This is a genomic window from Vibrio sp. (assembly GCF_984391705.1).
This window is the reverse complement of sequence record NZ_CFHWOM010000005.1, coordinates 127011-148893: the sequence shown is the minus strand read 5'-3', so window position 1 is coordinate 148893 and position 21883 is coordinate 127011. Positions and strand designations below refer to the sequence as shown.

Below are 21883 nucleotides of genomic sequence, written 5' to 3'. Positions count from 1 at the left end.
AAATGCATAGACCATGAATACAATCAGGGTCAACAAATAGCGAACCTTTTAATGTCTAATTTAACGCAGCCAGTGGATGGTGTTTCTCTAAAGCCAAGCAACCGTGCTGCCATCACTTCTGAAATACGAAGCGACCATTTCTTTTATAAACTTGAATGTCACAACCCTGTATTCTGGCTAAGTGGATGTTTCTTAGTCTTTTTCGTTGTTTTCGCTCTTATTGATGCCGAGTACTTAACCGCACTTGTTAACGACGGCTTCTCCCTATCAACCCAAGTCTTCGGCGCTTATTGGCAAGTCTTGTTACTGGCAAATTTTTTGGTAGGCTTGTTTCTTGCTCTCAGCCGAATGGGAGATGTCCGCCTCGGAGCCCTCTCGACACCGGACATTGATACGGGTAAATGGCTGTCAATCGTACTTTGCACTCTTCTTGCGGGTGGAGGCGTGTTCTGGGCCGCAGCCGAGCCTATTGCTCACTTTGTATCTCAACCTCCTATTTATGGTGCCAACTCTTCCCCGAGATCAACGGCTATCAATGCACTTTCTCAATCCTTTATGCACTGGGGTTTTCTTGCCTGGGCAATACTTGGAGGATTATCTTCTATCGTACTCATGCACCTTCACTACGGTAAGGGGCTGCCACTAAAACCTAGAACGCTGCTTTACCCGGTGTTTGGTGAACGCATACATGGCATGATAGGCCACGTGACTGATGCGTGTTGTATAATCGCGGTAGCAGCGGGCACAATAGGACCAATCGGCTTTCTAGGCCTACAGATTAGCTACGCTCTGAATTCTCTATTCGATATCCCAGATACTTTTGTCACGCAGACACTCGTTATTCTATTTGCCATTGTTGCCTACACACTCTCAGCACTGAGTGGACTTAGCAAAGGTATTCAAATTGTTAGCCGTTACAATATCGTATTGTCCGTCCTACTTATCGGCTACATTCTGACGTTTGGCCCAACTAACTTTATCATCGATGGTTACGTGCAAGGCGTGGGAAGAATGGTTGATAACTTCTTCCCGATGGCGCTGTATCGCGGTGATACAAACTGGCTAAGCTGGTGGACGGTCTTTTTCTGGGGCTGGTTTATTGGTTATGGTCCGATGATGGCAATCTTTATTGCACGAATTTCCCGAGGCCGCACATTAAGACAGTTGGTGCTTTCGATCAGCATAGCGGCTCCATTAGTGACCTGTTTTTGGTTCAGTGTTGTTGGTGGCAGTGGATTAGCCTTTGAGCTTCAAGAGCCAGGGTTAATCTCAGAAGCGTTTGCCGGCTTTAATCTGCCAGCGGTATTGCTTGCGATGACTAGCCAATTGCCTTATCCCACCTTAATTTCGATACTGTTTTTAGTTCTAACTACGACATTTATTGTCACAACAGGTGATTCGATGACCTACACCATCAGTGTCGTGATATCCGGCTCTACCGAACCTAACGCGATGATGAGGTGTTTCTGGGGAGTTATGATGGGCTTGGTCGCAATTGCTCTAATTTCGATTGGGGCAGGAGGCATCTCAGCTCTTCAATCCTTTATCGTTATCACGGCGGTCCCCGTATCCTTCATTTTGCTACCAAGCATTTGGTCCGCACCCAAATTGGCTAACCAAATGGCTAAAGAGCAGGGACTAATATAGTTCGATTCATCCTGATGTATGAATTACGCCCCCCCAAAAGCAGTAGGTACCTATCACCCGCCTACTGCTTTTAGTTGTAGAGTCTATGTTCATTTGACGTAGGTTCTATTCGTGCAAGAGAGCCAATGAAGAGCCTTCGCCAAAACTAGTCATTATTTACATCAACAATAGGTAGAACGTTTGTAGCCCGAACTTTTCATTAATGGAAATTATCTTTCCATAGTTGATGTTTAAATCCTCGTGATAAAAGTGTTACTTTAAACACCATTGGTTACACAGCTATAAAGCGATTCTAAAAACCAACGGATCTCTTTAACAGTTGAGATATGGACATCGGCCAATCTCCAAATAGACAATTGACTAATTGTTACCTTTTTAACCCGCGCAGTTGACTACTGTGCGGGTGTTTTTCTTTTTGGCCCTCGCATACTACCTAGTTCACACTTATTGCATTAATTAATCACTTGATTAAATAGTGTTGAATTAATCACCTGTTAACTCAATTTCAACATCTTATAATTAATCAAATGTTTAATTATAAGAGCATAGGAAATGGGCAACATAACTCGAAAGGTAGGACGTCCTAGCCAAAAAACTGATGCAAGAGAAAGTCTTATTGAGCATTCGCGTGAACTATTTACAGTGATGCCATATGAAAAAGTATCGACCCGTTTGATCGCACAGCGGGCCGGCGTCAACGTTGCCATGATCCGCTACTACTTTGGAAACAAAGAAGGGCTGTTCGAAACCATGCTTCGTGAAACGATGGCCCCCATGCAAGTTCAAATGGCGAAACTACGTTCTAATGGCTCACAAGCGAACTTCCTCGACATCATGCGCACCTACTATCGTGAGATGATTAAAGTTCCTCAGTTTCCACGACTCATCATGCAAGTGATGAACATGTCTCCGTCTGACACTCAAAGGATGCTACTTGAAAAGGTTTTCTTGGACGTAACCCAACCAATGCAAAATCTAATGTTCGAAAGAATGACAAATAGCGAAATCCTTAGACCCGGTGTAGATCCAAAGCTATGCAAAGTATCTTACATCAGTTTAATGGTGTTCCCTTTTATTGCCCCTCCGGCCCTACTTGCCATTCACGGCATCGAACTCAATGAAGAGTTTTTGGATCAACTTATCGAACATAACATTGAAATGATGAAATATGGATTTCTTAACACGCAAGGTAAAACCGATGAAAATCAATAAGAAGCTACTGTTCTTTCCAGCCCTTGCAGTGGGCATTTTTATTCTGATTACTGCAGTAAAAATGAAACCAGAGCTCCCAGTTAAACCCGCTGGTGATCGCGCACGTTTAGTTGAAACTGTGCCCCTAGAATTGCGAGCCATCGCACCGGTTGCAATTGGTTTTGGTAAGGTGACTCCAAAGGTTGAATGGAAGGCTATCGCTGAAGTCACAGGAAAGATCGTTTATCGAAACCCCATGCTACAAAAAGGGCAAGTTCTTCAAGCTGGTACAGAAGTGTTGAGAATCGACCCACTCGATTACAAGTTAAAACTGGTTCAAGCACAAGCGGATTTCAAATCTTCACAAACCTCTCTCGCTAAGCTGAACCAAGAAGAAGCTAACCTCAAGCAAACACTAAAAATTGAGAAAAATCGCCTTGCTATCGCAAACAAAGAGCTTGAGCGCAAACAGAACTTGCGGAAAAAAGGCCTCACATCGCAGTCAGATGTCGATCAACAAGAGCAGAGCACTTTAGCTCAACGTAAACTTGTTCTCGATATTGAAAACCAAATTGGTTTGATGCCGGACGAAAAACGCGTTGCAGAAGCGATTGTCAAGGTGAACAGCTCCAAGGTAGAAGAAGCACAGCGTTCATTAGAAAAGACTATCGTGACATTACCCTATGATCTCAGAATCTCTGAGGTTGAGGTCGAGCAAGATCAAGTTGTTAATCTACAGCAGACCATGATTATTGCCCACGGCATTGACGTCATGGAAGTAGAGGCGCAGCTGTCGATTCATGACATGCATACTCTTGCGTCCAGTATTGGTGAGTTTTCCCGCGATGATACTGGTATTCCGAAGCCCGACACCACATTTATTGAAGCGCGCGTCGAACTTAGCAGTGGTAACGTTAAAGCTTCTTGGCCAGCGAAAGTCTCTCGTATTAGTGAAACGGTTGACCCGAATCAAGCGACTGCGGGCGTAATCCTGGAAATACAGCAAGACTATCGAAATTTGAATCCAACCTCCGCGCCACCCTTAGTCAATGGTATGTTTGTTCGTGCCTTTATCGAAGGACAAGAAAACCCTAGCTGGGTGATCCCTGAGCGTGCTTTGCATGGAGATAAAATCTATCTACTAAATGGCAATAATCAGTTGGAGATTAAACAGATCGAGGTACTCTATCGCCGAGATAACCAAGTGGTTATCGATGGTGAGATAGAGCAAGGCCAAAAACTAATTATCAACGACCTACTTCCAGCCATCGAAGGAATGCAACTCAAACCAGCGTCAGAAAAGGAGCCTAAGGTATGATCCGATTCTTCGCTAAACACCCGACGGCAGCAAACTTGTTAATGCTGACTTTACTGCTGTTAGGTATCACATCACTGCCTAATATTAAGCGGGAAACTTTTCCTGAGTTTGATCCTCCCTACATAATGGCAGGCGTGGTCTATCCAGGCGCGTCACCTTTAGAGGTCGAAGAAAGCATTTGTGTACGGATGGAAGACGCCGTTGACGGGTTAGCAAACATTGAAGAAACACAGTGCGAAGCGGTTGAAGGATCTGCACGCCTCGTATTAAAGCTCAATGAAAAGGCAGATATTGGACGCATGCTTGTTGATGTCCAAACACAAATCAACTCCATCAACGACTTCCCAAAAGAGATCGAATCGCCAGTCGTTCAAGAACTAGACTGGAATGAACCTGTTGTTGATGTTGCGATCACCGCGGACACAACCTGGCCAGAACTGAAAGCTTACGCAGAACAGCTTAAAAGGACGTTAAAGCTTGATTATGATGTGTCTCTCGTTGATGTCGCCGGTTTCTCTGACCACCAATATCGAGTCGAGCTTGACACTCAAGCCATACGCCAACTTGGTTTAAGTGTTGGAGATATTGCAGAACAAATCGGCCGTCAAAATGTAAAATTACCAAGTGGCAATATTGAAACGCCAAACAAGCATTTTCTAATTCGTTTTGACGAACGGCGCATCACACCAGAAGCCCTCGAGACCATAGTTGTGGGCTCTGGTCCAAACGGCTCTCTCATTCGTCTGAAAGACATCGCGACAATCACTGATCGTTTTGAGTTGGACGAACAAAAGGTATTATTTGACGGTCACCCTTCTGCATTATTAAAGATCAGTAAAAATAAAGAGGACGATGCGCTTCGTATCAAAGAGCGCGTGAGCCAATTTGTTGAAGAACAACAAGCAATTGCACCGGATGGAGTGACATTACAGCTTACCAACGACCTTTCCTCAGTTTTATGGGATCGTCTCACTATGATGGTCAGCAACGGTTGGCAAGGTATCGTTTTGGTGTTTGCGACTATGTGGCTTTTCTTCAGCCTTCGTTACTCTTTTTGGGTGGCGGCTGGACTGCCTGTCGCATTCTTAGGTGGGCTATTTTTAATGGCTCAGCTAGGCTTATCAATCAATATCATGTCTCTTGTCGGACTATTGATGGCCATCGGTATCATGATGGATGATGCCATTGTTATCGCCGAATCTATCGCGTCGCATCTTGATCGCGGAGAAGACATTGATAATGCCGTCATCAAAGGCGTCAAAAAGGTCCTCCCTGGTGTCATCTCGTCCTTTTTGACTACAGTCTGTATCTTTGGCAGCCTACTTTTCTTACAAGGAGAAATGGGAGCAGTACTCAAAGCTGTGCCACAAGTACTTATCCTCGTGTTAACTCTAAGCTTGGTGGAAGCTTTTTTAATACTTCCCAACCATCTTTCTCATTCATTGCATAAGGAAAAAAGCGAAAAACCACCAGCGAAATTCAAAAAGAAACTGCTCGATGGGTTTGAAAACTTCCGCAACACGAAATTGGTTTCTGCTGTCGACCGAGTCGTTGAATATCGCTACGCCTTTCTGGGTGGTGTGATTACGTTACTGCTTATTTCTGCAGCAACTCTTGTTAGTGGGGTCTTAAAGTTTCAACCTTTTCCAGAGCTTGATGGTGATATCGCCGAAGCACGTATTATCTTGCCTCCAGGCTCTTCCCTGTCTCAAACTGAAGCGGTTGTGGATAGAATCGTCACCTCAGCTCAAAAGCTCGGCGAACAGTGGAGTGAAGAGAAAGAAAATGGCACTCCACTCGTTGAACATATCACCAGTCAGTTCAATGCGAATGCTGATGCTAATGAGTCAGGCCCTCATATCGCGACAGTTCGGTTGGATTTACTAGGAGCAGAAAGCCGAAATACACTCATCGATGAATTTATTGCGGCATGGCGTGAAGACATTGGAGAGTTAGCCGACCCTATCTCTTTGGTATTTAAACAACCCACTATGGGGCCTGGTGGACGAGCGATTGAAATTCGTGCAAAACATGATGACTTAGAAGCTTTGAAAGCGGCCTCCATTGATATTCAGCAATATCTGAATGAGTTTGATGGCGTTCATGGCGTTCTCGATGACATGCGGATGGGTAAAGAAGAAGTCTTAGTTAAGCTAAGACCCGGCGCTGAAACTTATGGTGTCAATGGGCAATTAATAGCAAGCCAACTTAGAGCAGCATTTTTCGGGCAGACAGCGGACGAGATCCAAGTAGGCGTTGAGAATATCTCGATTGAGGTAAGGTTAAACAAAGTTCAAGCAGGTGACTTACAGCAACTAGCAAACTTCCCGATCATTATGCCTGACGGTAGTCAAATACCCCTTGCCACGATAGCTACATTAGATTTCCAACGTAACTATGTGCGAATTCAGCGTATCGATGGGTTGCGAACAATTAGCGTATTTGGTGATACTGACAATACTAAGGCAAACTCTACCGCCATCATTGGTCAATTTCAGCAGGAAGAAGCACCTAAGCTGATGAAAAAGTACCCAGGGTTACGCTTTGACTTCGAAGGTGAAGCTAAAGATACCGCAGAGACAGGTGCATCAATGGGTAAAGGTTTCGCATTGGGGCTGTTCGGTGTGTTCGCTATTCTCAGCTATCAGTTCCGTAGCTACCTAGAACCTTTCGTTGTTATGCTAGCTATTCCGCTCGCCTTTATAGGCGTTGTTTGGGGCCATATTTTACTGGGGCACTCCTTAAGTATGCCTAGTATGATGGGCTTTGTTTCACTTGCAGGTATTGTCGTTAACGATTCGATTTTGCTGGTGCAATACATTCGCCATCACGTCGATGAGGGGGACAGTGTCCATGACTCTGTTGTCAAAGCCAGTCGAGAACGCTTCCGAGCAGTATTCTTAACATCAATGACAACCGCTGCGGGTCTTTTACCGCTACTGACTGAAACCAGCCTACAAGCTCAGGTTATTCAACCGCTAGTCATTTCAATTGTCTTTGGTATTTTCGCCTCGACACTACTTGTCTTGTTTATGATCCCTGCCGCTTACGCTATTTTGGCTGACTTCGGCCTTGTCCATAAACATGAAGAGATTTAACTCAAAGTAAAAAAGCGGCTATCAAGCCGCTTTTTTTTACCCTAATTTACCATGAGAACTGCACACCAGCTCCGCCCATTACATCAGAAGAAATATTTTTCGTTCCGCTTGCGTAGTTCACAGTGCCTGACACACTCCAGCCAGTACCTTCAAATGAGTGAGCCACACCGATTGCAACCGCTTCAACATCACCAGCAAAGCCTACGCCTGCACCAAATGCCGTTTGACCATTTGCAACCATTGGACGAGCGTTAACCGTCGCATGTAAACTCGCTCCTACTTGGTCCATTCTGTCTTCCATTTTTAGAAAACGTTGATTAGTTTCCGCTGCAAAAGCTTCAAAGTCAGCACGAAGGTCATCCACATCACTGCGAGGCAAGCCTGCAATAATATCATCATTAATCGGAGCTTCAATGGATGGTTCCTCTGGTGATGGACGATCTGGGCTGTTATCTACTGGCGGTTGAGTTGGGGTTTGCTGATTCGCCTCTCCCTCGTAAATGGTGTTACCGTCAGAGTCCTTCACTACCCAATCACCATTGGCATCTTTTGTAGCGTAGAATCGGTCGCCATTCGCGTTCACACCCTCCCACACGCCATCTTGGTTTCCAATAATTCGATAGTTTTCACCGTTTACTAAAATATCTCGGCCATTTTTGCCACTCACAACGTAATCTAGCTTCCCTTCCGTCGTGTTGTCACCCCCCCACATTGGCGGTTGTTTTTCTGGGCGTGGTGGCTGAGGCTTAAGACCAAATCCGCCATCAAAATCAACACGTTCGCCGTGAATTTTGTTAATCAAGTTTCCGTCAGCACCAAAAACTTCATAATGGCCTTCTTGGTTTTTCTTCACATAGAATACGTTGCCATTTTCATCTTGAAGCGCCTGAACCTTATCACCCAGCCCACTGTCAACCGCAGTGTAAGTGTTGCCATTTGAGTCAGTGACTACACCTGTGCTGTCATTGACTGACCAGTTGTACCATGCCATAGCAGGAGCCGCAGTTAATCCAAATGAAGCGATGATTGATGTGATAAGTAATTGTTTTTTCATATGTGTAACTTCCGATTGATGTTCAAAGTTGATGTGTGCATTTTGAACATTCACAGCAGTTATTAGAAATCACAATTCAAAATAACCGTAATAAGCATTACTTATTACAAAGCGAATTACGCTTCATCGCCACTTGATATCGATATTGAATATCATTACCCTTCATTCAACTAATCAAAAGGATAAAACTTCATATGAGAACGACTCTTAGGGAAAAGGTGGTAACTGTCTGCAATAAGAAAATCGCGCAGAAAGGAGATAATGTCGGCGTCTCATTTTACGCCTTTTTTGCTAACAAAAATGATGATCCAGAGTTATTAATGGAAGCGGCTACTTGGTGGATTCAAACGCACAAACTCGATCATTTTGAAAAAGCACATAAGATTATTGAAATGGTCGAAGCTGGAAAATAGTAGATTTCAGAAAGGAAAGGCGGAGAACATCTCCGCCCTTCTGTTTTAGTTGGTCAGCGCGACTTGCTTACGACCTATCAAGCCTTTAATCCGGCGGAAGATATTTTTAATATCTTCAAGCATCAAATACAGACAAGGTACCAAGACAAGGGTAAGTAAGGTAGCAAACAACACCGAGAACCCTAATGCAACAGCCATCGGAATAACAAACTTCGCCTGAAGGCTCGATTCAAACATAATCGGAAGTACACCTACAAACGTAGTGATAGAAGTCAACGTTATTGCCCTAAAGCGCGCACAGCCAGCTTCAATAACCGCCTGCTTAATCGCGATGCCTTCGCTTCGCACCTTATTGACGTAATCTGTCATAACCAACGAATCGTTCACTACAACACCCGCAGCAGCAATTAAACCAAACGTCGACATCATACTTAAGTCCAAACCAAACCAATAATGGCCCCAAATAGCCCCCGTGAGACTAAATGGAATAACAGACATAATGATGAGCGGTTGAGTATAACTTTTAAGCGGGATCGCTAGCAGCATGTAAACAATAATCATCCCTGCCACAAAGAAGATTTTCTGCTCGTTCTGTTGCGCTTGCTGCTCTTCAATCGTGCCGCCTAACTCACTCTTAACGCCAGTGTACTTGGATAAAATCTTCGGAATGATCTCACCATTCACTTGCTCGACAATGGCACCTGGTTCAACCAATTCTTCATCTATAGAACCATACACGTAAACGCTTCTAAAACCGCCTTCACGACGAATGGTACTCACACCTGGTTTTTGAGTAATCTCGACGACGTCCCCAAGCATAACCTTCTTACCTTCCGGTGTTGTGATTATCGCGTAACGCAGTGATGAAAAAGCTTCTCGGGTCAACTTGGGATAACGAACCATTACCTTAATCTCTTCGCCATCACGCAACACTCGTTGAGCTTCACCGCCGTAAAAGCTGCCACCTACCTGAGTTGCAATATCGAATAGATCAAGCCCTAGGTCATAAGCGACTGGTGCGAGAGATAGCAAAACTTCTTGGCTGCCTGCATCAATAGACGACGAGATATCAAACAAGCCTTCTTGCTGTTTAAGCGTAACAATTAACTCTCGACCAGCGGCATTCAACGTTTCAATGTCGGAGCCATAGAGAAGGAAGCCAAACTCATCGCCCTTTTCATCATCGTTAACGTTGTCCGACACTGTGAGTGTTTTTAACCCAGGTAGCACAGGCATTTGTTCGCGCCAGCGGCGCGCTAACTCAAACGTGTTAAATGGCCTTAGCTCTTCATCAACGAGCGGAATGACCAATCGTCCCTGCTTGCGCCCTTCATTGAACGTCAGAATGTCCTTAATCATTTTTTGACCAGTCTCACGCTCGATTTCAGAATCAATAGCAAGTACTGTACTTTCAATCTGCTTCAGTGCAGAGATGGTTTGCTCACTGGAAACATTGTCGTTCATTACAAGCTTGATGCTTGGAAAGTCATGGGGCACTTTGGGAGATGGCACAATGCGAACATAATTTGCCATCACTAAGGCAATACTCACCACCAGCAAAGCGACAAACCCTGTAAATACGCTCCATCGCCAATGTGTGCACACAGTAACGAATCGTTTGTAAGGCCCATTAACAAAGCTAAAGAAACGTGTATTAAACCTGTCTCGCCAACTGCCTTTTTTAATTGGCTTAAACTTTGAGTGAGCCAAATGAGAGGGCAAGATGAGCTTTGATTCTATTAAACTAAACAACAGGCAAAGAATCACAATGGAAGCAATTCCAAAAAAGAATGCCCGTTCAATTCCCTTGGACATTAGGAAGGGAGCGAACACCGCAATCGTCGTGAGGACACCAAAGGTCGCCGGGGTCGCAACACGTTTAACGCCACGGACTACATTGTCGACACCCCCACCCGTTTTCTCTATCTCGGTATAAGCACTTTCTCCAATGACAATCGCGTCGTCGACCACGATACCCAAGACCATGATAAAGGCGAACAAGGAAACAATATTAATACTCACACCAATTGCAGGCATCAGCATCACGGCACCTAAGAAACAAACAGGCAGTCCGACCATCACCCACATTGCCAGCTTAAAGCGTAAGAATATACTCAACATTAAAGCCACCAAAACCGCACCTTGGAGTAAGTTTTTCAACATCATGTCGAGGCGAGCGTTGAGGTAGTATGTCATGTCTACCAGGGTTTTGATTTTTAAATCTGACGGCAAAGTTTTGTTTTTCTCTGCGATATAGCTTTTTACAGACTCAGCAACCGCAACCATGTTCTGGTCTTTGGTTGCCTTAACGGAAAGATAGATGGCATTCTCACCTGAGTACTTAAAATAACGATCATCTTCAGTAAATCCATCTTTGATGGTCGCTATATCTTGAAGTAAGACTTTGCCGCCGTTTGCGCCAATTTTGACTGGTATCTGACGAAATTCTTCACCACTGTAGTATTGGTTTTCAATTCGAACCGAAATCATGCCTGAGTTCGTACGCACTTCACCAGCCGAATAGTTAGCGGAGTAACGCTTAATCGCGTTACTGACATCATTCAGGGTTAGGCTGTACTTTTGTAAAACACGAGGCTCAACTTCAATCGCTATTTCATATTCCGGCGCCCCTAAATCAACCAAGGCAACATTATTAAGCTGCAACAGCTCGTCTTCTATTTGCTTGGCAATCGGTTTCAGTTCAAGAAGCGAGCGGTTACCGACAATCGCCATTTCTATAACATCTTGGCGAAACTCAAACTGATAGACCTGAATCGGCTCCATTCCAGCAGGAAAGTTAGCGATCGAATCGACCTTTTGTTTCACTTTGTCGAGAACATCTTCCGTTTTCTCATCCACCTCAATCTCAAGCTCTACGGAGCCAGAACCCCTACTTGCGGTTGATACAGCTTTCTTGATCCCAGTTACATCCTTAAGAGATTCTTCCACCTTAATCAAAATGCTTTCTTCAATCTCTTGAGGCGAAGCCCCAGGATATTGTGCATGGATATTGATATAGTTCACTTCGATATTCGGGAACATTTGCCGCTGAATAAAGAAAAAACTCGCTGTACCAACAATCAGAATAAATGCCATGAGTAAGTTGGCAGCTACAGAGTTATTAGCGAAATAGGCAATCAAGCCTTTTTGTTTGGTCTCTTCCATGATGTATCCCTAAAACACGATGGCTTCATCTGAAACATTCACGTCCACTAATAACCCTTTCTGAGGGTATTCAGGAACAGTTAGCACCACCTGGTCGTTGTCGGACAAGCCTTCGCCAATCAGCATAAATTCCTTCTCGGCCCTTAAAACATTCACTGTTCTCGGCTCCAACTCACCTTTGTCATTGACTACCCAGACTTGCTGGTTATTCACCAACTCTTGGGGTAGACGATAAATATGTTTGAGCTCTTTACCGACAAACTGAACCTCGACGTACGAACCAAACTTCACAGGTGTCGCCGCAGATTTAATTGCGTAGGGATCGTCAACTTTAACGACCACGTTGAGCATGCGCGTACTTGAATCGACGACACCTAAATCACGGTCGATAACACCTTCACGCTCAACATTGTTGATACCTCTAAGAATCACTGTGGCAGGCTTACCAGCATACTGTTCAGGTAAGAAAGCACTATCGAAGCCTGCAATAGGAATATGAATTTCCCCGGCCTCAACATTGTTCAACGTTGCAACATGCGCTCCAGCCGCAATAAACTGACCAACACCAATATCACGAGAAACAACTAAAGCGTCGTACGGTGCAACAACTTTACAGTTCTCTAGATCTCGCTGCGCGCGCTTAAGTTCCGCTTGAGCAGACTTAACCTGTGCCGTCGCACTCAATACTTGAGGCTTTCTAAGATATAAATCGGTCACTTGTTTTGCAGGCAATTTCTTCGCTTGGCGCTTGGCAACTTCTGCTTTCGCTTTTTCCTCGATGAGCATGGCTTTCGCACTGGCTAGTTGAGCTTCGGCCTGCAATACAGAAGCTTGGTAATTATCGTTTTCAATTTGAAAAAGTACTTCACCACGTTTAACGACACCGCCAATAACAAAATTAGGGTGCCAACTGATCACTTCACCTGAAACTTGTGCAGACAATTGTGTCACTTCAACTGGCTGTAATTCACCATGGCTTGAAATAACCACATTGTAGTCACTTGATTGAATCGGTGAAACGGTGACAATAGGTAAGCTCTTTTCTGCCCTCTCCTCTTCGGCTTCCGGAGCAGTGGAGGCAATCGCGCTGTAACCTCCATACGCGCCAGCCAAAATGACACACGGCAGTAACCAACGTAACGACTTAGATATCATGACTATTCCTTATCTAGGTATGGTGCTTAACATTCTTCGATGCTGAGCATGAGCTAAGAATGAAAATTATATTTTTTATACGTACAGACTCATGCTTCGACACCAATTGAATCAAAACTATCCATGAGAATGAGAGTATTTATAAAAATCACCTATATTAGCTTTGTAACTTAGTGCTCCTAGCCATACAGCAAAGTGCATGCCAACAGATAAAGTCAACATTATCAAACAGTTAACCAAAACAAGCACCACTCCAATTCATAAGAATGGCGAATATAAACAAGTTTAGGTATTTTTCACCATCATGAAATTAGGTATACCGACAGGGGAAAAACGGGAATAGAAGAGTTGAAGATAGAAATAGAGATTAGAGAGTAGAAATGAAAAAGGAGCCTATTTGAGGCTCCTTTTAGAATGCTTGAATTTCCAATAAGTTTAGGAATCGATTAAGCTTTTTTTAGGCTTTTAACTGGGTAAGTCAGAGTCATGCCGTCAACGCTAACGCGAATGTAAGCACCGCCACTGCTAATACCAACTACTACCATTTGACCTAGGTCGATACCTTGTGTAGCTACTACTACATCATCAATTGAAAACATACTAAACACCTTTATGGAAAGACGATAAAAACTAGGAGCGTATTTAATATGAACTGCGCCTCATGTACTAATCAGGTATTTTGTCGTTAAGATAAGAATATGTTTTCGAGCGAATAATGCTTAACGCTCGAACATCATCGCAAGGAAGAAAAATGTTTAAAAGTGGAACAGTATTTTTGTTTGATTGGGGGGATACCCTAATGCATGACGCCCCGGATCAGAAAGGGAGAATGTACCTTTGGCCAACGGTGGAAGCCGTAGAGGGTGCAGAAAGCTTATTGAGGAATCTTTCACGCAATCACCTTATATACGTGGCGACAAGCGCTAAAGACTCGAAAGAAGTAGAGATACAGCTGGCTTTTCAACGGGTTGGACTAGACAAATACATTAGTGGGTATTTTTGTAAATCGAACCTTGGATTAGAGAAAAACAGTCCATTGTTTTACAAACAGATCGCAACCCAACTTAATGTGAATTGCAGGGACTTAATTATGGTGGGTGACACATTTGAAAAAGACATTACACCAGCGATTCAAGCAGGATGCCGAGCCATATATTTTAATCGCGATAACCGTCACGTCGACTCAAACATTGAGCAAGTTCACTCCTTGGGTGAGCTTATAACAAAAACGGCTTAGCATGGTGCTAAGCCGTTTTTGTTACTACTGAAACTAAAGGCTACGCGTTGCTTGGCTGTGGTTGATAACGACCAGGCTTGTGGTTCATAGCTAAAATGAGATTTGTCGCTACTGCGCCAACAACAGACAGTAGAATCAGCGTGATATCTACGATGAACAGTGACATGACAACAATCAAGCAGTCTAATGCCATTTGCACTTTACCCGCTCGAATTCCGAACCTCTCTTGTAAGAAAAGTGCGAGTATATTGAAGCCACCTAGGCTCATCTTGTGACGGAAAATCACCAGCATTCCGATACCTATCAACCCACCACCAATAAGTGCAGCATAAACAGGATCGATACGAGCAATTTCAATAACATTGTGCAGATGATCTACCGCAAGGGAGACAATCGATACGGCAATAAACGTATTAACTGTAAATCTCCAGCCCATACGCATAACAGAAAGAATGTAAAAAGGCAGGTTTAAAGCAAAAAAGACTTGTCCAAAACTGAAATCACTAACTTTAGTTAGGAAAATAGCCAAACCCGCAGTACCGCCAGTCAGTAATCCAACCTTACTAAAAAAGATGACACCCAATGACACCAAAGCACTGCCTAGAGTAAGTGCTAGAAGGTTTTCACGTAAGCTATGTTCTTTATCCATAATATACTATCCCTATACAAACTGGCTTAAAAAACAGATACAAGCCAAAACATGCATAAGATGTCTATTATTGATAATAATGTCGAGTTTAGAGCAAAATTCTCCCACTCACTTTTCGTTAAAAATACTTTACACAACCTATACAAAGTTGTTTATTTTCAATCGGTTTAACTTGGCAGTTTTCGCGCTGACGCTAGTTCGACAACATCACTACTCGACCTCTGACACTGCATTCTTTCACCATCATAACAACTCGCCCCAGTGACTTGCTTCGAGCGATACATCGCTTCATCGGCCATACTCAACAACACTTCTTTATTCTTCGTATGGTCAGGGAAATGACTCACTCCAATGCTCGCACTGACATTTAATTCACGTTCGTTGAAGTTAATAGGTGCGCAAATCGCTTGCATAATTTGATCAATTTTTTGCGGTAAGATGTCAAAATCATTGAGTAGGTCTAGACAGATAACAAACTCATCCCCACCCAACCTACCAACAAAGTCTGACTGCCTAATAGCATTACTCAAACGATCAGCGACAGTGACCAAAATGACATCTCCTGCGTCATGACCATAAGTATCATTGACGACTTTAAAGTCATCTAAATCGATAAACAAAATAGCCAGTTTACACCCTGTTCGGTTAGCTTTAACGATTGCATTTTCAAGCGATTTATCAAACGCCCTACGATTGTACAGGCCTGTAAGCGGGTCATGTTCAGAAAGGAAAATCAGCTGCTCTTGCTTCTTCTTCAGCTGCATAGTCTGACGTTTGACCTCTTCTTCGAGTTCATGTTTCGTGACGGTTGATTCTCGTAACGAGATGGTCATTTGATTAAAAAAGAATGCGATGCCTTTGAACTCAGAGTCCATTGATTCAGTATCCACTTTGGCATCAAAATTACCTTTTGCCAGTTCTACTATTGCCGTTTTTACGGACTCGGTATCAGATTTAAAACGCAACAGAATCAACCATGCAATGAAGCTGACAAGTAGAGAACAGACAATCAACCACGCGGCTGCATAGGTCATTACACTCGACAAGTTACTTGAATTGCGATTCAAAACGACTTGATGGACATGAGCTAACTCTTCCGTCATGTTTTGTACAATCATGTTGTATCGCGAATGTAACAAGCGTGTCGCGCTGATTCCGTTTTGACTACTGATATCTCGGCTATAAAGGCTTTTTTCTTGACTAAGCAAGGCATGCAAACTTTGGTTCATTCGCTGAATGTTGTCGAATTGAACCCCTTGCTCTTTATATGCCGTCAACTGTGTTGCTAATTCTGCCTGAGCGTACTCGACTTGAGTTAAGCTAGGCTGATCCCCAAACTGCAAAAACACCCAAAGTTGGCTGCGCAGTAAATCTACCCTTAGCTGAAGATCGATTATCGTGTCGAGCTCTACTTTGGTCTGCTTCTGCTCAGTACTAATTTTCGTGAAAGACACCACAATGAGAAGGGTTAATAGCATGGTCGTGGTCGAAAGCAAAAATAGCTTTTTAAACAATGAACTGATCATGGTTAGTGTCTCTGCAACGTTGCCTGTTGGTAGGGTTGGGGAAAGAAAACATCGCGGAAGTCTGGCGGATTGCCAGAAACCAAGCCTGACTCATGTGCCCATCTGGCTTGAAACTGCAAATTGGAAAGCAAAGAATTTCCCAAGGAAAGGCGAAATACATAGTCTCGCCAAGACCACTCAACTTGGTCCACCGAGATATTTAAACGCTCCGCAACAACAGCCTGAGCTTGCTCAGGGTTTACATTGATCCACTGCACCGCTTCATTCAATGCGCTCAATAATCGTTTGGGTTCATCTCCCACAAACTCTAGGTAGGGTCGAGTTGACAGTAGATTAAATGAAAGTTGGTATATGCCCCGAGTTCCAAGGTTTCGCACTTCTGCAGCAGAATGTAAGTTTGCCTGATAACCCATGGGCTCCCACGCGGAAATTGCTTCAACACGATAGGAAAGCAACGCTGGAACAAGCTCATAAGACTCTAGGTAAACCTTACTGACATTTAAGTCCTTTAAGTCATTGGCTAACAGCATTGAATCAAAATAAAACTCGCTCGCTGTCCCTTTAATTAGCCCAACCCGCTTTCCTTCTAGCTGTGCTACACTGTTTATATTATTTGGCCCTAAGGTTAGTAGTTTCAGGTCACTATCCGATTCGACGAAAGAGACAAGTAACGCTAAATCATTATGTTCGTAGCTTTGGAACATCACTACAGATTCAGATGCGGCCGCATAGTCAACGCTTTCATCCAACATAAGCTGAGTACATGCACTGCCACTCACACAAGGAAACAACTGCACATCTAGTGCATGTTTTTCAAACAGTTTGAGTTTCTCGGCAACAAGGAATGGTGAAGAGATCGGAGTCAAAGATACCCCGATCCGAATGCTTGATACTTCTTGCTTCTCTTTTGAGAGATAAGAATAGCTCGCCGAGCCTAATAACATTAAGCACATCGAACCAAACCAAAATCCTTTACGTTGCAAAAGCGGCATGAGCCTCATACCTCATTTTTATAATAAACCTAGCTAACATTACATTAGACTATGATTTGTGTTGCACATGAGGAATCACACTGTAATAGAGATAAGTTGCTACGTAATTGTTTCAAACGTGCAATAGATCACAAAAGACTGGAACTTGCCTACCACAGTTCAATATCTGAAACAGGCAAGAATAGAAACGCTTCTTTGGTACGGTTAGATCACTTTGATACCGAGTTGCGATAAAAGCTGCTCTTGTTGCCAATCGCAGATGGTTGCACCATGCAGCGAGACTCTTCTGAGGTCAACGCCTTCTAAGTCAATGTGGGAGAGGTTGCATTCTTCAAAATTAGCATTGGCCCATTGCTCTAAACTGAACTCCCCGCTAGACAGGTCGGAGCCTTTAAAGCTTGCGCCAAATACATGCGCCCCAGTCCAACGATTTTCAAACAGGTCGCATTTCTCCAACAAAGCTCGTTCGAAGTTAGTGTAAGAGAGGTTACTCCCAGTAATATAGGCCGAACAAAAGTAAGCTTTATGGCTGATCCGATTGGTAAAGTTCGCGCGAAGAAAGTTTGCGCCTTTTAAGTCACTGTTTCTAATTTCAATACCGAAACAATCGGCCGCCACAAACTGACTCATCGCTAGTTGACAGTTTTTGAAGCTGGCGTCCTTCAACTTGGCACCATTGAAACTGCATCCTTCGATAGCTTTTGGTTCAATGAATAGGCAATCAATAAATTGTACATCTCTTAAATCCGCTTTATCGAAACAGCAGTTAAAAAATTTACACAGCTCAAACACCGCGGATTGATAGTCTTGGTTGGAAAAATCATGGTCAATAAATGTTTGTTGGCTAAACGTCATATTCCCTCCTGATTGACGTCGACACATTAGCACTTAAACCAGGTAACATTCCACCACCGCAAACCATTGAAAAACAACAACTTTAAAAACCCTTAAATCGCCATTCTAAGGCGCCAAACAGGCCCGTTACGCCCGCTTTATCTTAAAATCCATATGTGCCTATCAAAAATCTATTTTTAAACCTTTTAAAAACCATCGGCGAGCTCACAAATTTCTCGCCCCAAAAACCAAATTTAGTGCAGTAAAGAGAGGTAACAGATTGCGAATTTCTTCAATTTTGCTCTAATTGCCCCATCTTGCTCTTAATCAGAATAAACCAATGGAAGAAATCTACTTGGCAGGCGGCTGCCTTTGGGGGGTACAAGAATTTACTCGACACTTACCTGGAGTGGAATCCACTCAAGCAGGTCGGGCTAATGGAAGTAGTCATTCGACACAAGGCCCTTATGATGGCTATGCGGAATGTGTAAAAGTTCGTTTTGATTCGAGTAAAGTCTCGGTCGAAGATTTGGTTAACTATCTATTTGAAATCATCGATCCATATAGCGTCAATCAACAAGGTGAGGATATCGGCGAGAAGTATCGCACAGGTATCTACAGTCAAAATCCGCAGCATCTAACTGTCGCCCGTGAATGCATTTCAGCAAGAGCGGATAGTGATCGCATTGCGATAGAGGTAAAGCCACTAACCAATTATGTTAAAAGTGACGACGAACATCAGGACAGGCTATTCCGTTTTCCCAACGATTACTGTCACATCCCTTTAGACCTGCTGCACAAATACCGCCAATCCTAGTTTCATAACTTGGCTTGCAAGCGCGCTGCTTGCTAAGGTAGGCCTAGATACAAAGGAGTGATAAGTTCATGTTTCAACAAGTTATTGGCATTCTTTTTCCAGTATTTGCCTTGATCGCAGTTGGTTACTCTGTGGGGCGTTGGCTAAAGCCGGACTTTCGCCCTATCAATCGTATCAACATGGATACATTTACTCCTGCACTGGTTTTCTCTTCTTTGGTGTCTATGCCCTTAAACCTTCAGCAGATACCTTTGCTTTCGGCCTCTCTGATAGCTGTCCTTCTTCCGGGTGCTGTTATGCTTATTTGGTGTCGGCTGTCAGGGCTAAACTTCAAGACTTGGGCGCCACCCCATATGTTTCGAAACAGTGGCAACCTAGCGATCCCACTTTTTACCTATACATTCGGTGATAGTGCATTGGCACCAGCGGTACTGTTGTTTGTAGTTTCGGCATGCATTCACATTAGTCTAGGGCTGGCCGTATTGAGTGAAGGAAATCCGCTTAAGCAAATTATCAAGATGCCAATCTTCCTAGCTGCCGTCATTGCTCTTAGCATCAATCTCCTCGATATAGGCGTTTGGAAACCACTCTATGATGCAACGATTCTACTCGGTCAAGCAGCAGTACCGGTTATGCTGCTCTCTCTCGGCGCCCAAATGTGTAATATGCGCTTAAGTGGTTTAAAGGTTGGCCTACTTTGTACCGTCCAATCTCTAATTACGGGTGGTATCGCATTCACGGTCATTTATACATTTATCCCGTTACCAAGAATGGAAATGCAGATGATGGTCCTTTTCTCAATGCTGCCGCCAGCGGTAATGAACTATCTGTTCGCTGAACGTTTTAACATTGAGCCCGTTAAAGTTGCGTCTATGGTCTTATATGGCAATTTTTTCAGTATTCTCACTTTACCCCTTCTGCTCACATTTGCTTTATCACTATGACCATTCTTCAGGATCGGTGAGCATGGTCTTGCCTTCAAATTTTTCAGCGCGAATATCCTGAGGGTTATAAATTGCGCAAGACTTCATAGAGAGGCAACCACAACCAATACAGCTTCCCAGATCTTCTTGCAGCGCTTTTAGCTGAAGAATTCGGTGTTCAAGCATCGCTTTCCACTCGGAAGCCATTTCTTCCCACTGCTCTTTGCTCGGAGCTTCGTGTTTGGGTAAGTGGGCTAGCGACTGAGCTATCTCTTCTAATGTAAGCCCAACCTCTTGCGCTGCCTTAATTACAGCTACTCGACGTAACACGCTTCGGTGATAACGACGTTGATTTCCCTGATTTCGCCAGCTAGTAATTAATCCCCTTTGCTCATAAAAGTGCAAGGTAGATACCTTTACACCCGCCCTTTTGGCAACTTCACCCACACTCATTTCCATAATCTTCCCTCCTCGGTGAAAAATCCCTTTACCTCAAGTTTACTTGAGGTTTTAGAGTAAGACCATGCTTAATAACTGAGGGACATAGCATGGTGCAAAATTTGCGAAACAAAACACTTCCATATCTTTCTGGGCGCTTTTTTGATGGTATCTCTTCGGGTCTTTTTATGATGGCCTTACCATGGTTAATGTTGTCAACACCAGAAATGGGAACCTTTGTCGCTCTTATTGCACTCGCGTGTACTGGGTTATCATTTGTACTAACTCCCTTTTTCTCAACGCTCATCGACCGTCATTCGCGCAAAATAATACTTATCGGCGTTCAGGTAGTTCAAGCAGCGACTGCAGGAATTATTTTTGTAGCTGTATGGTTCGGATATAGCTCAAACTGGCTGCTCGCGTTCGCCCAATTAGTTTTCTGGGTATCAAGCAATTTGGGCTGGGCTACGAACAACGCCTTTACCCAGGAAAACTATCAACCAGAGGAATACGCGTCGATCTCTGGTAAGCAAGAAATCATCATGCAAGGGACAACCCTTGGAGCTGGCGCTCTGGGTGTCGTTTTACTGGAAAAATGGGGCATCGTAGACTTTGCTCTATTTGCTACACTTGCTTCTTCACTAGCTGCAATAAGTTACATTGTCACCCCATATCAGCGACAATTAAGATCTAATATTGCGGTCGACTTCTTGGCGCAGTTAAAGGAAAGCAAGCACATATTTGTCGCTCAGCCTCATTTCTATGCCTTTTTGATGCTCTCTTCTCTGAGCTACCCGGTGTTAACCTACCTTGGAAAGTTGATCCCAATCTGGTTTGCCGAAGTGGGCATATCCGGAGATTGGGTCGCTGCCTATAACATTGCTTTTGGCTTAGGATCCTTGCTAACAGGATTGTTAGTGTCACGTTTACTTAAGCTATCAAACCCAATAAATCTCATTCTTTGCTCGATGAGTCTTACCGCACTCGCTTTGATTGCAATGAGCTTATCCTTTAACCCTATCTATCTGATACTTTCTACATTGGTGTTCGGATTTTTCAACGCGCTGAATCGAATCGCTCGAACCAATTGGATGCATCATAGCGTTCCAACAGAACAACGTGGCCGAGCGGACGGGGGTCTAGCTATGTTCTCCACATCAGTGCAAAGCGTTAGCTACGTCACGATTGCGCTACTTAGTCAATATGGTTATACGCGTTACGGCTTCACCCTAGCCGCCATCGTATTAATAAGTGCCGTTGCTGTTATGTACACATTAGCGAAGCAAAAAACCTTAAGCGAGGCTCTTGCTGTTTAGACTTAACAGAATAAAAACCCCGATAAGATCAACGTTTGATTAACTTTCCGAGAGGCGATCTATTTTTTTACTAAGCTTCTATCAGAGTTTCCTAAACTTTAGATGGAACA

At 43.7% G+C, this 21883-nt stretch carries 18 protein-coding genes; 9 read left to right on the top strand and 9 right to left on the bottom strand.

Features of this window, described 5'->3' with window-relative positions:
* Positions 1 to 51: 51 nt before the first annotated feature.
* The 4 genes from AC4MRV_RS06170 (at position 52) to AC4MRV_RS06155 (ending at position 7254) form a co-directional block, all read left to right on the top strand.
* The gene (locus AC4MRV_RS06170; RefSeq protein ID WP_491186551.1) at positions 52 to 1647 is read left to right on the top strand and encodes a BCCT family transporter; all 1596 of its coding nucleotides are present in this window, start codon (positions 52 to 54) and stop codon (positions 1645 to 1647) included.
* Between the two features lie 552 nt (positions 1648 to 2199).
* Positions 2200 to 2859: a TetR/AcrR family transcriptional regulator gene (locus tag AC4MRV_RS06165; RefSeq protein WP_491186550.1), complete on the top strand. Its 660-nt coding sequence runs from the start codon at positions 2200 to 2202 to the stop codon at positions 2857 to 2859.
* A complete protein-coding gene (locus tag AC4MRV_RS06160; protein ID WP_491186549.1) occupies positions 2846 to 4156 on the top strand; it encodes an efflux RND transporter periplasmic adaptor subunit in 1311 nt (436 codons plus the stop codon). The genes AC4MRV_RS06165 and AC4MRV_RS06160 overlap by 14 nt, the downstream gene beginning before the upstream one ends.
* Entirely contained in the window at positions 4153 to 7254 is a 3102-nt protein-coding gene (locus AC4MRV_RS06155) for an efflux RND transporter permease subunit (protein WP_491186548.1), read from the top strand. Before AC4MRV_RS06160 ends, AC4MRV_RS06155 begins: the two co-directional genes overlap by 4 nt.
* A 46-nt stretch (positions 7255 to 7300) precedes the next feature.
* Here the strand turns inward: AC4MRV_RS06155 and AC4MRV_RS06150 are convergent, their stop codons facing one another.
* Complete coding sequence (locus AC4MRV_RS06150) at positions 7301 to 8308, bottom strand: YadA C-terminal domain-containing protein (RefSeq protein WP_491186547.1); 1008 nt, start codon at positions 8306 to 8308, stop codon at positions 7301 to 7303.
* 194 nt (positions 8309 to 8502) lie between these two features.
* On the opposite strand from AC4MRV_RS06150, the gene AC4MRV_RS06145 reads away from it, so the two are divergent.
* Positions 8503 to 8721, top strand: coding sequence for a DUF6500 family protein (locus AC4MRV_RS06145; protein WP_491186546.1), 219 nt, complete (start codon positions 8503 to 8505; stop codon positions 8719 to 8721).
* Between the two features lie 45 nt (positions 8722 to 8766).
* Here AC4MRV_RS06145 and AC4MRV_RS06140 read toward each other — a convergent pair whose 3' ends face one another.
* The 3 genes from AC4MRV_RS06140 to AC4MRV_RS06130 form a co-directional block, all read right to left on the bottom strand.
* Positions 8767 to 11886, bottom strand: coding sequence for an efflux RND transporter permease subunit (locus AC4MRV_RS06140; protein ID WP_491186545.1), 3120 nt, complete (start codon positions 11884 to 11886; stop codon positions 8767 to 8769).
* A 9-nt stretch (positions 11887 to 11895) separates the two neighbouring features.
* Entirely contained in the window at positions 11896 to 13041 is a 1146-nt protein-coding gene (locus AC4MRV_RS06135) for an efflux RND transporter periplasmic adaptor subunit (RefSeq protein WP_491186544.1), read from the bottom strand.
* 446 nt (positions 13042 to 13487) lie between these two features.
* Complete coding sequence (locus AC4MRV_RS06130; protein ID WP_005476051.1) at positions 13488 to 13640, bottom strand: hypothetical protein; 153 nt, start codon at positions 13638 to 13640, stop codon at positions 13488 to 13490.
* Positions 13641 to 13792: 152 nt separating this feature from the next.
* Here AC4MRV_RS06130 and AC4MRV_RS06125 point away from each other — a divergent pair, with 152 nt between their 5' ends.
* Positions 13793 to 14278 (top strand): HAD family hydrolase, encoded by a 486-nt coding sequence (locus AC4MRV_RS06125; protein WP_491186543.1) that lies wholly within the window; start codon positions 13793 to 13795, stop codon positions 14276 to 14278.
* A gap of 40 nt (positions 14279 to 14318) precedes the next feature.
* On the opposite strand, the gene AC4MRV_RS06120 is transcribed toward AC4MRV_RS06125, so the two are convergent.
* From AC4MRV_RS06120 to AC4MRV_RS06105, 4 genes are all read right to left on the bottom strand, one after another.
* Positions 14319 to 14927: a YitT family protein gene (locus tag AC4MRV_RS06120; RefSeq protein ID WP_491186542.1), complete on the bottom strand. Its 609-nt coding sequence runs from the start codon at positions 14925 to 14927 to the stop codon at positions 14319 to 14321.
* Between the two features lie 167 nt (positions 14928 to 15094).
* Positions 15095 to 16453 (bottom strand): diguanylate cyclase domain-containing protein, encoded by a 1359-nt coding sequence (locus AC4MRV_RS06115; protein WP_491186541.1) that lies wholly within the window; start codon positions 16451 to 16453, stop codon positions 15095 to 15097.
* A 2-nt stretch (positions 16454 to 16455) separates the two neighbouring features.
* Positions 16456 to 17445 carry an ABC transporter substrate-binding protein gene (locus AC4MRV_RS06110; RefSeq protein WP_491186540.1) on the bottom strand — a complete coding sequence of 330 codons (990 nt, stop codon included), beginning with the start codon at positions 17443 to 17445 and terminating at the stop codon, positions 16456 to 16458.
* A gap of 204 nt (positions 17446 to 17649) precedes the next feature.
* Entirely contained in the window at positions 17650 to 18300 is a 651-nt protein-coding gene (locus AC4MRV_RS06105; protein WP_491186539.1) for a Qnr family pentapeptide repeat protein, read from the bottom strand.
* A gap of 319 nt (positions 18301 to 18619) precedes the next feature.
* On the opposite strand from AC4MRV_RS06105, the gene AC4MRV_RS06100 reads away from it, so the two are divergent.
* Complete coding sequence (locus tag AC4MRV_RS06100) at positions 18620 to 19096, top strand: peptide-methionine (S)-S-oxide reductase (protein ID WP_491186538.1); 477 nt, start codon at positions 18620 to 18622, stop codon at positions 19094 to 19096.
* A 68-nt stretch (positions 19097 to 19164) separates the two neighbouring features.
* On the top strand, positions 19165 to 20040 hold the full coding sequence (locus AC4MRV_RS06095; protein WP_491186537.1) for an AEC family transporter: 876 nt from the start codon (positions 19165 to 19167) through the stop codon (positions 20038 to 20040).
* Here the strand turns inward: AC4MRV_RS06095 and soxR are convergent.
* Entirely contained in the window at positions 20035 to 20478 is a 444-nt protein-coding gene (gene soxR / locus AC4MRV_RS06090; protein ID WP_491186536.1) for a redox-sensitive transcriptional activator SoxR, read from the bottom strand. The two genes, AC4MRV_RS06095 and soxR, sit on opposite strands and share 6 nt — an antisense overlap.
* Positions 20479 to 20567: 89 nt before the next feature.
* On the opposite strand from soxR, the gene AC4MRV_RS06085 reads away from it, so the two are divergent.
* Positions 20568 to 21773: an MFS transporter gene (locus AC4MRV_RS06085; RefSeq protein ID WP_491186535.1), complete on the top strand. Its 1206-nt coding sequence runs from the start codon at positions 20568 to 20570 to the stop codon at positions 21771 to 21773.
* Positions 21774 to 21883: the final 110 nt, after the last annotated feature.

Excerpts from the sequence above, each read along its gene's own strand:
- AC4MRV_RS06100 (WP_491186538.1), top strand. The coding sequence starts at position 18,620 with ATGGAAGAAATCTACTTGGCAGGCGGCTGCCTTTGGGGGGTACAAGAA.
- AC4MRV_RS06125 (WP_491186543.1), top strand. The coding sequence starts at position 13,793 with ATGTTTAAAAGTGGAACAGTATTTTTGTTTGATTGGGGGGATACCCTA.
- AC4MRV_RS06160 (WP_491186549.1), top strand. The coding sequence starts at position 2,846 with ATGAAAATCAATAAGAAGCTACTGTTCTTTCCAGCCCTTGCAGTGGGC.
- AC4MRV_RS06120 (WP_491186542.1), bottom strand. The coding sequence starts at position 14,927 with ATGGATAAAGAACATAGCTTACGTGAAAACCTTCTAGCACTTACTCTA.
- AC4MRV_RS06085 (WP_491186535.1), top strand. The coding sequence starts at position 20,568 with ATGGTGCAAAATTTGCGAAACAAAACACTTCCATATCTTTCTGGGCGC.
- AC4MRV_RS06095 (WP_491186537.1), top strand. The coding sequence starts at position 19,165 with ATGTTTCAACAAGTTATTGGCATTCTTTTTCCAGTATTTGCCTTGATC.
- AC4MRV_RS06165 (WP_491186550.1), top strand. The coding sequence starts at position 2,200 with ATGGGCAACATAACTCGAAAGGTAGGACGTCCTAGCCAAAAAACTGAT.
- AC4MRV_RS06130 (WP_005476051.1), bottom strand. The coding sequence starts at position 13,640 with ATGTTTTCAATTGATGATGTAGTAGTAGCTACACAAGGTATCGACCTA.
- AC4MRV_RS06115 (WP_491186541.1), bottom strand. The coding sequence starts at position 16,453 with ATGATCAGTTCATTGTTTAAAAAGCTATTTTTGCTTTCGACCACGACC.
- AC4MRV_RS06110 (WP_491186540.1), bottom strand. The coding sequence starts at position 17,445 with ATGCCGCTTTTGCAACGTAAAGGATTTTGGTTTGGTTCGATGTGCTTA.
- AC4MRV_RS06105 (WP_491186539.1), bottom strand. The coding sequence starts at position 18,300 with ATGACGTTTAGCCAACAAACATTTATTGACCATGATTTTTCCAACCAA.
- AC4MRV_RS06135 (WP_491186544.1), bottom strand. The coding sequence starts at position 13,041 with ATGATATCTAAGTCGTTACGTTGGTTACTGCCGTGTGTCATTTTGGCT.
- AC4MRV_RS06140 (WP_491186545.1), bottom strand. The coding sequence starts at position 11,886 with ATGGAAGAGACCAAACAAAAAGGCTTGATTGCCTATTTCGCTAATAAC.
- AC4MRV_RS06145 (WP_491186546.1), top strand. The coding sequence starts at position 8,503 with ATGAGAACGACTCTTAGGGAAAAGGTGGTAACTGTCTGCAATAAGAAA.
- AC4MRV_RS06150 (WP_491186547.1), bottom strand. The coding sequence starts at position 8,308 with ATGAAAAAACAATTACTTATCACATCAATCATCGCTTCATTTGGATTA.
- AC4MRV_RS06155 (WP_491186548.1), top strand. The coding sequence starts at position 4,153 with ATGATCCGATTCTTCGCTAAACACCCGACGGCAGCAAACTTGTTAATG.
- AC4MRV_RS06170 (WP_491186551.1), top strand. The coding sequence starts at position 52 with ATGTCTAATTTAACGCAGCCAGTGGATGGTGTTTCTCTAAAGCCAAGC.
- soxR (WP_491186536.1), bottom strand. The coding sequence starts at position 20,478 with ATGGAAATGAGTGTGGGTGAAGTTGCCAAAAGGGCGGGTGTAAAGGTA.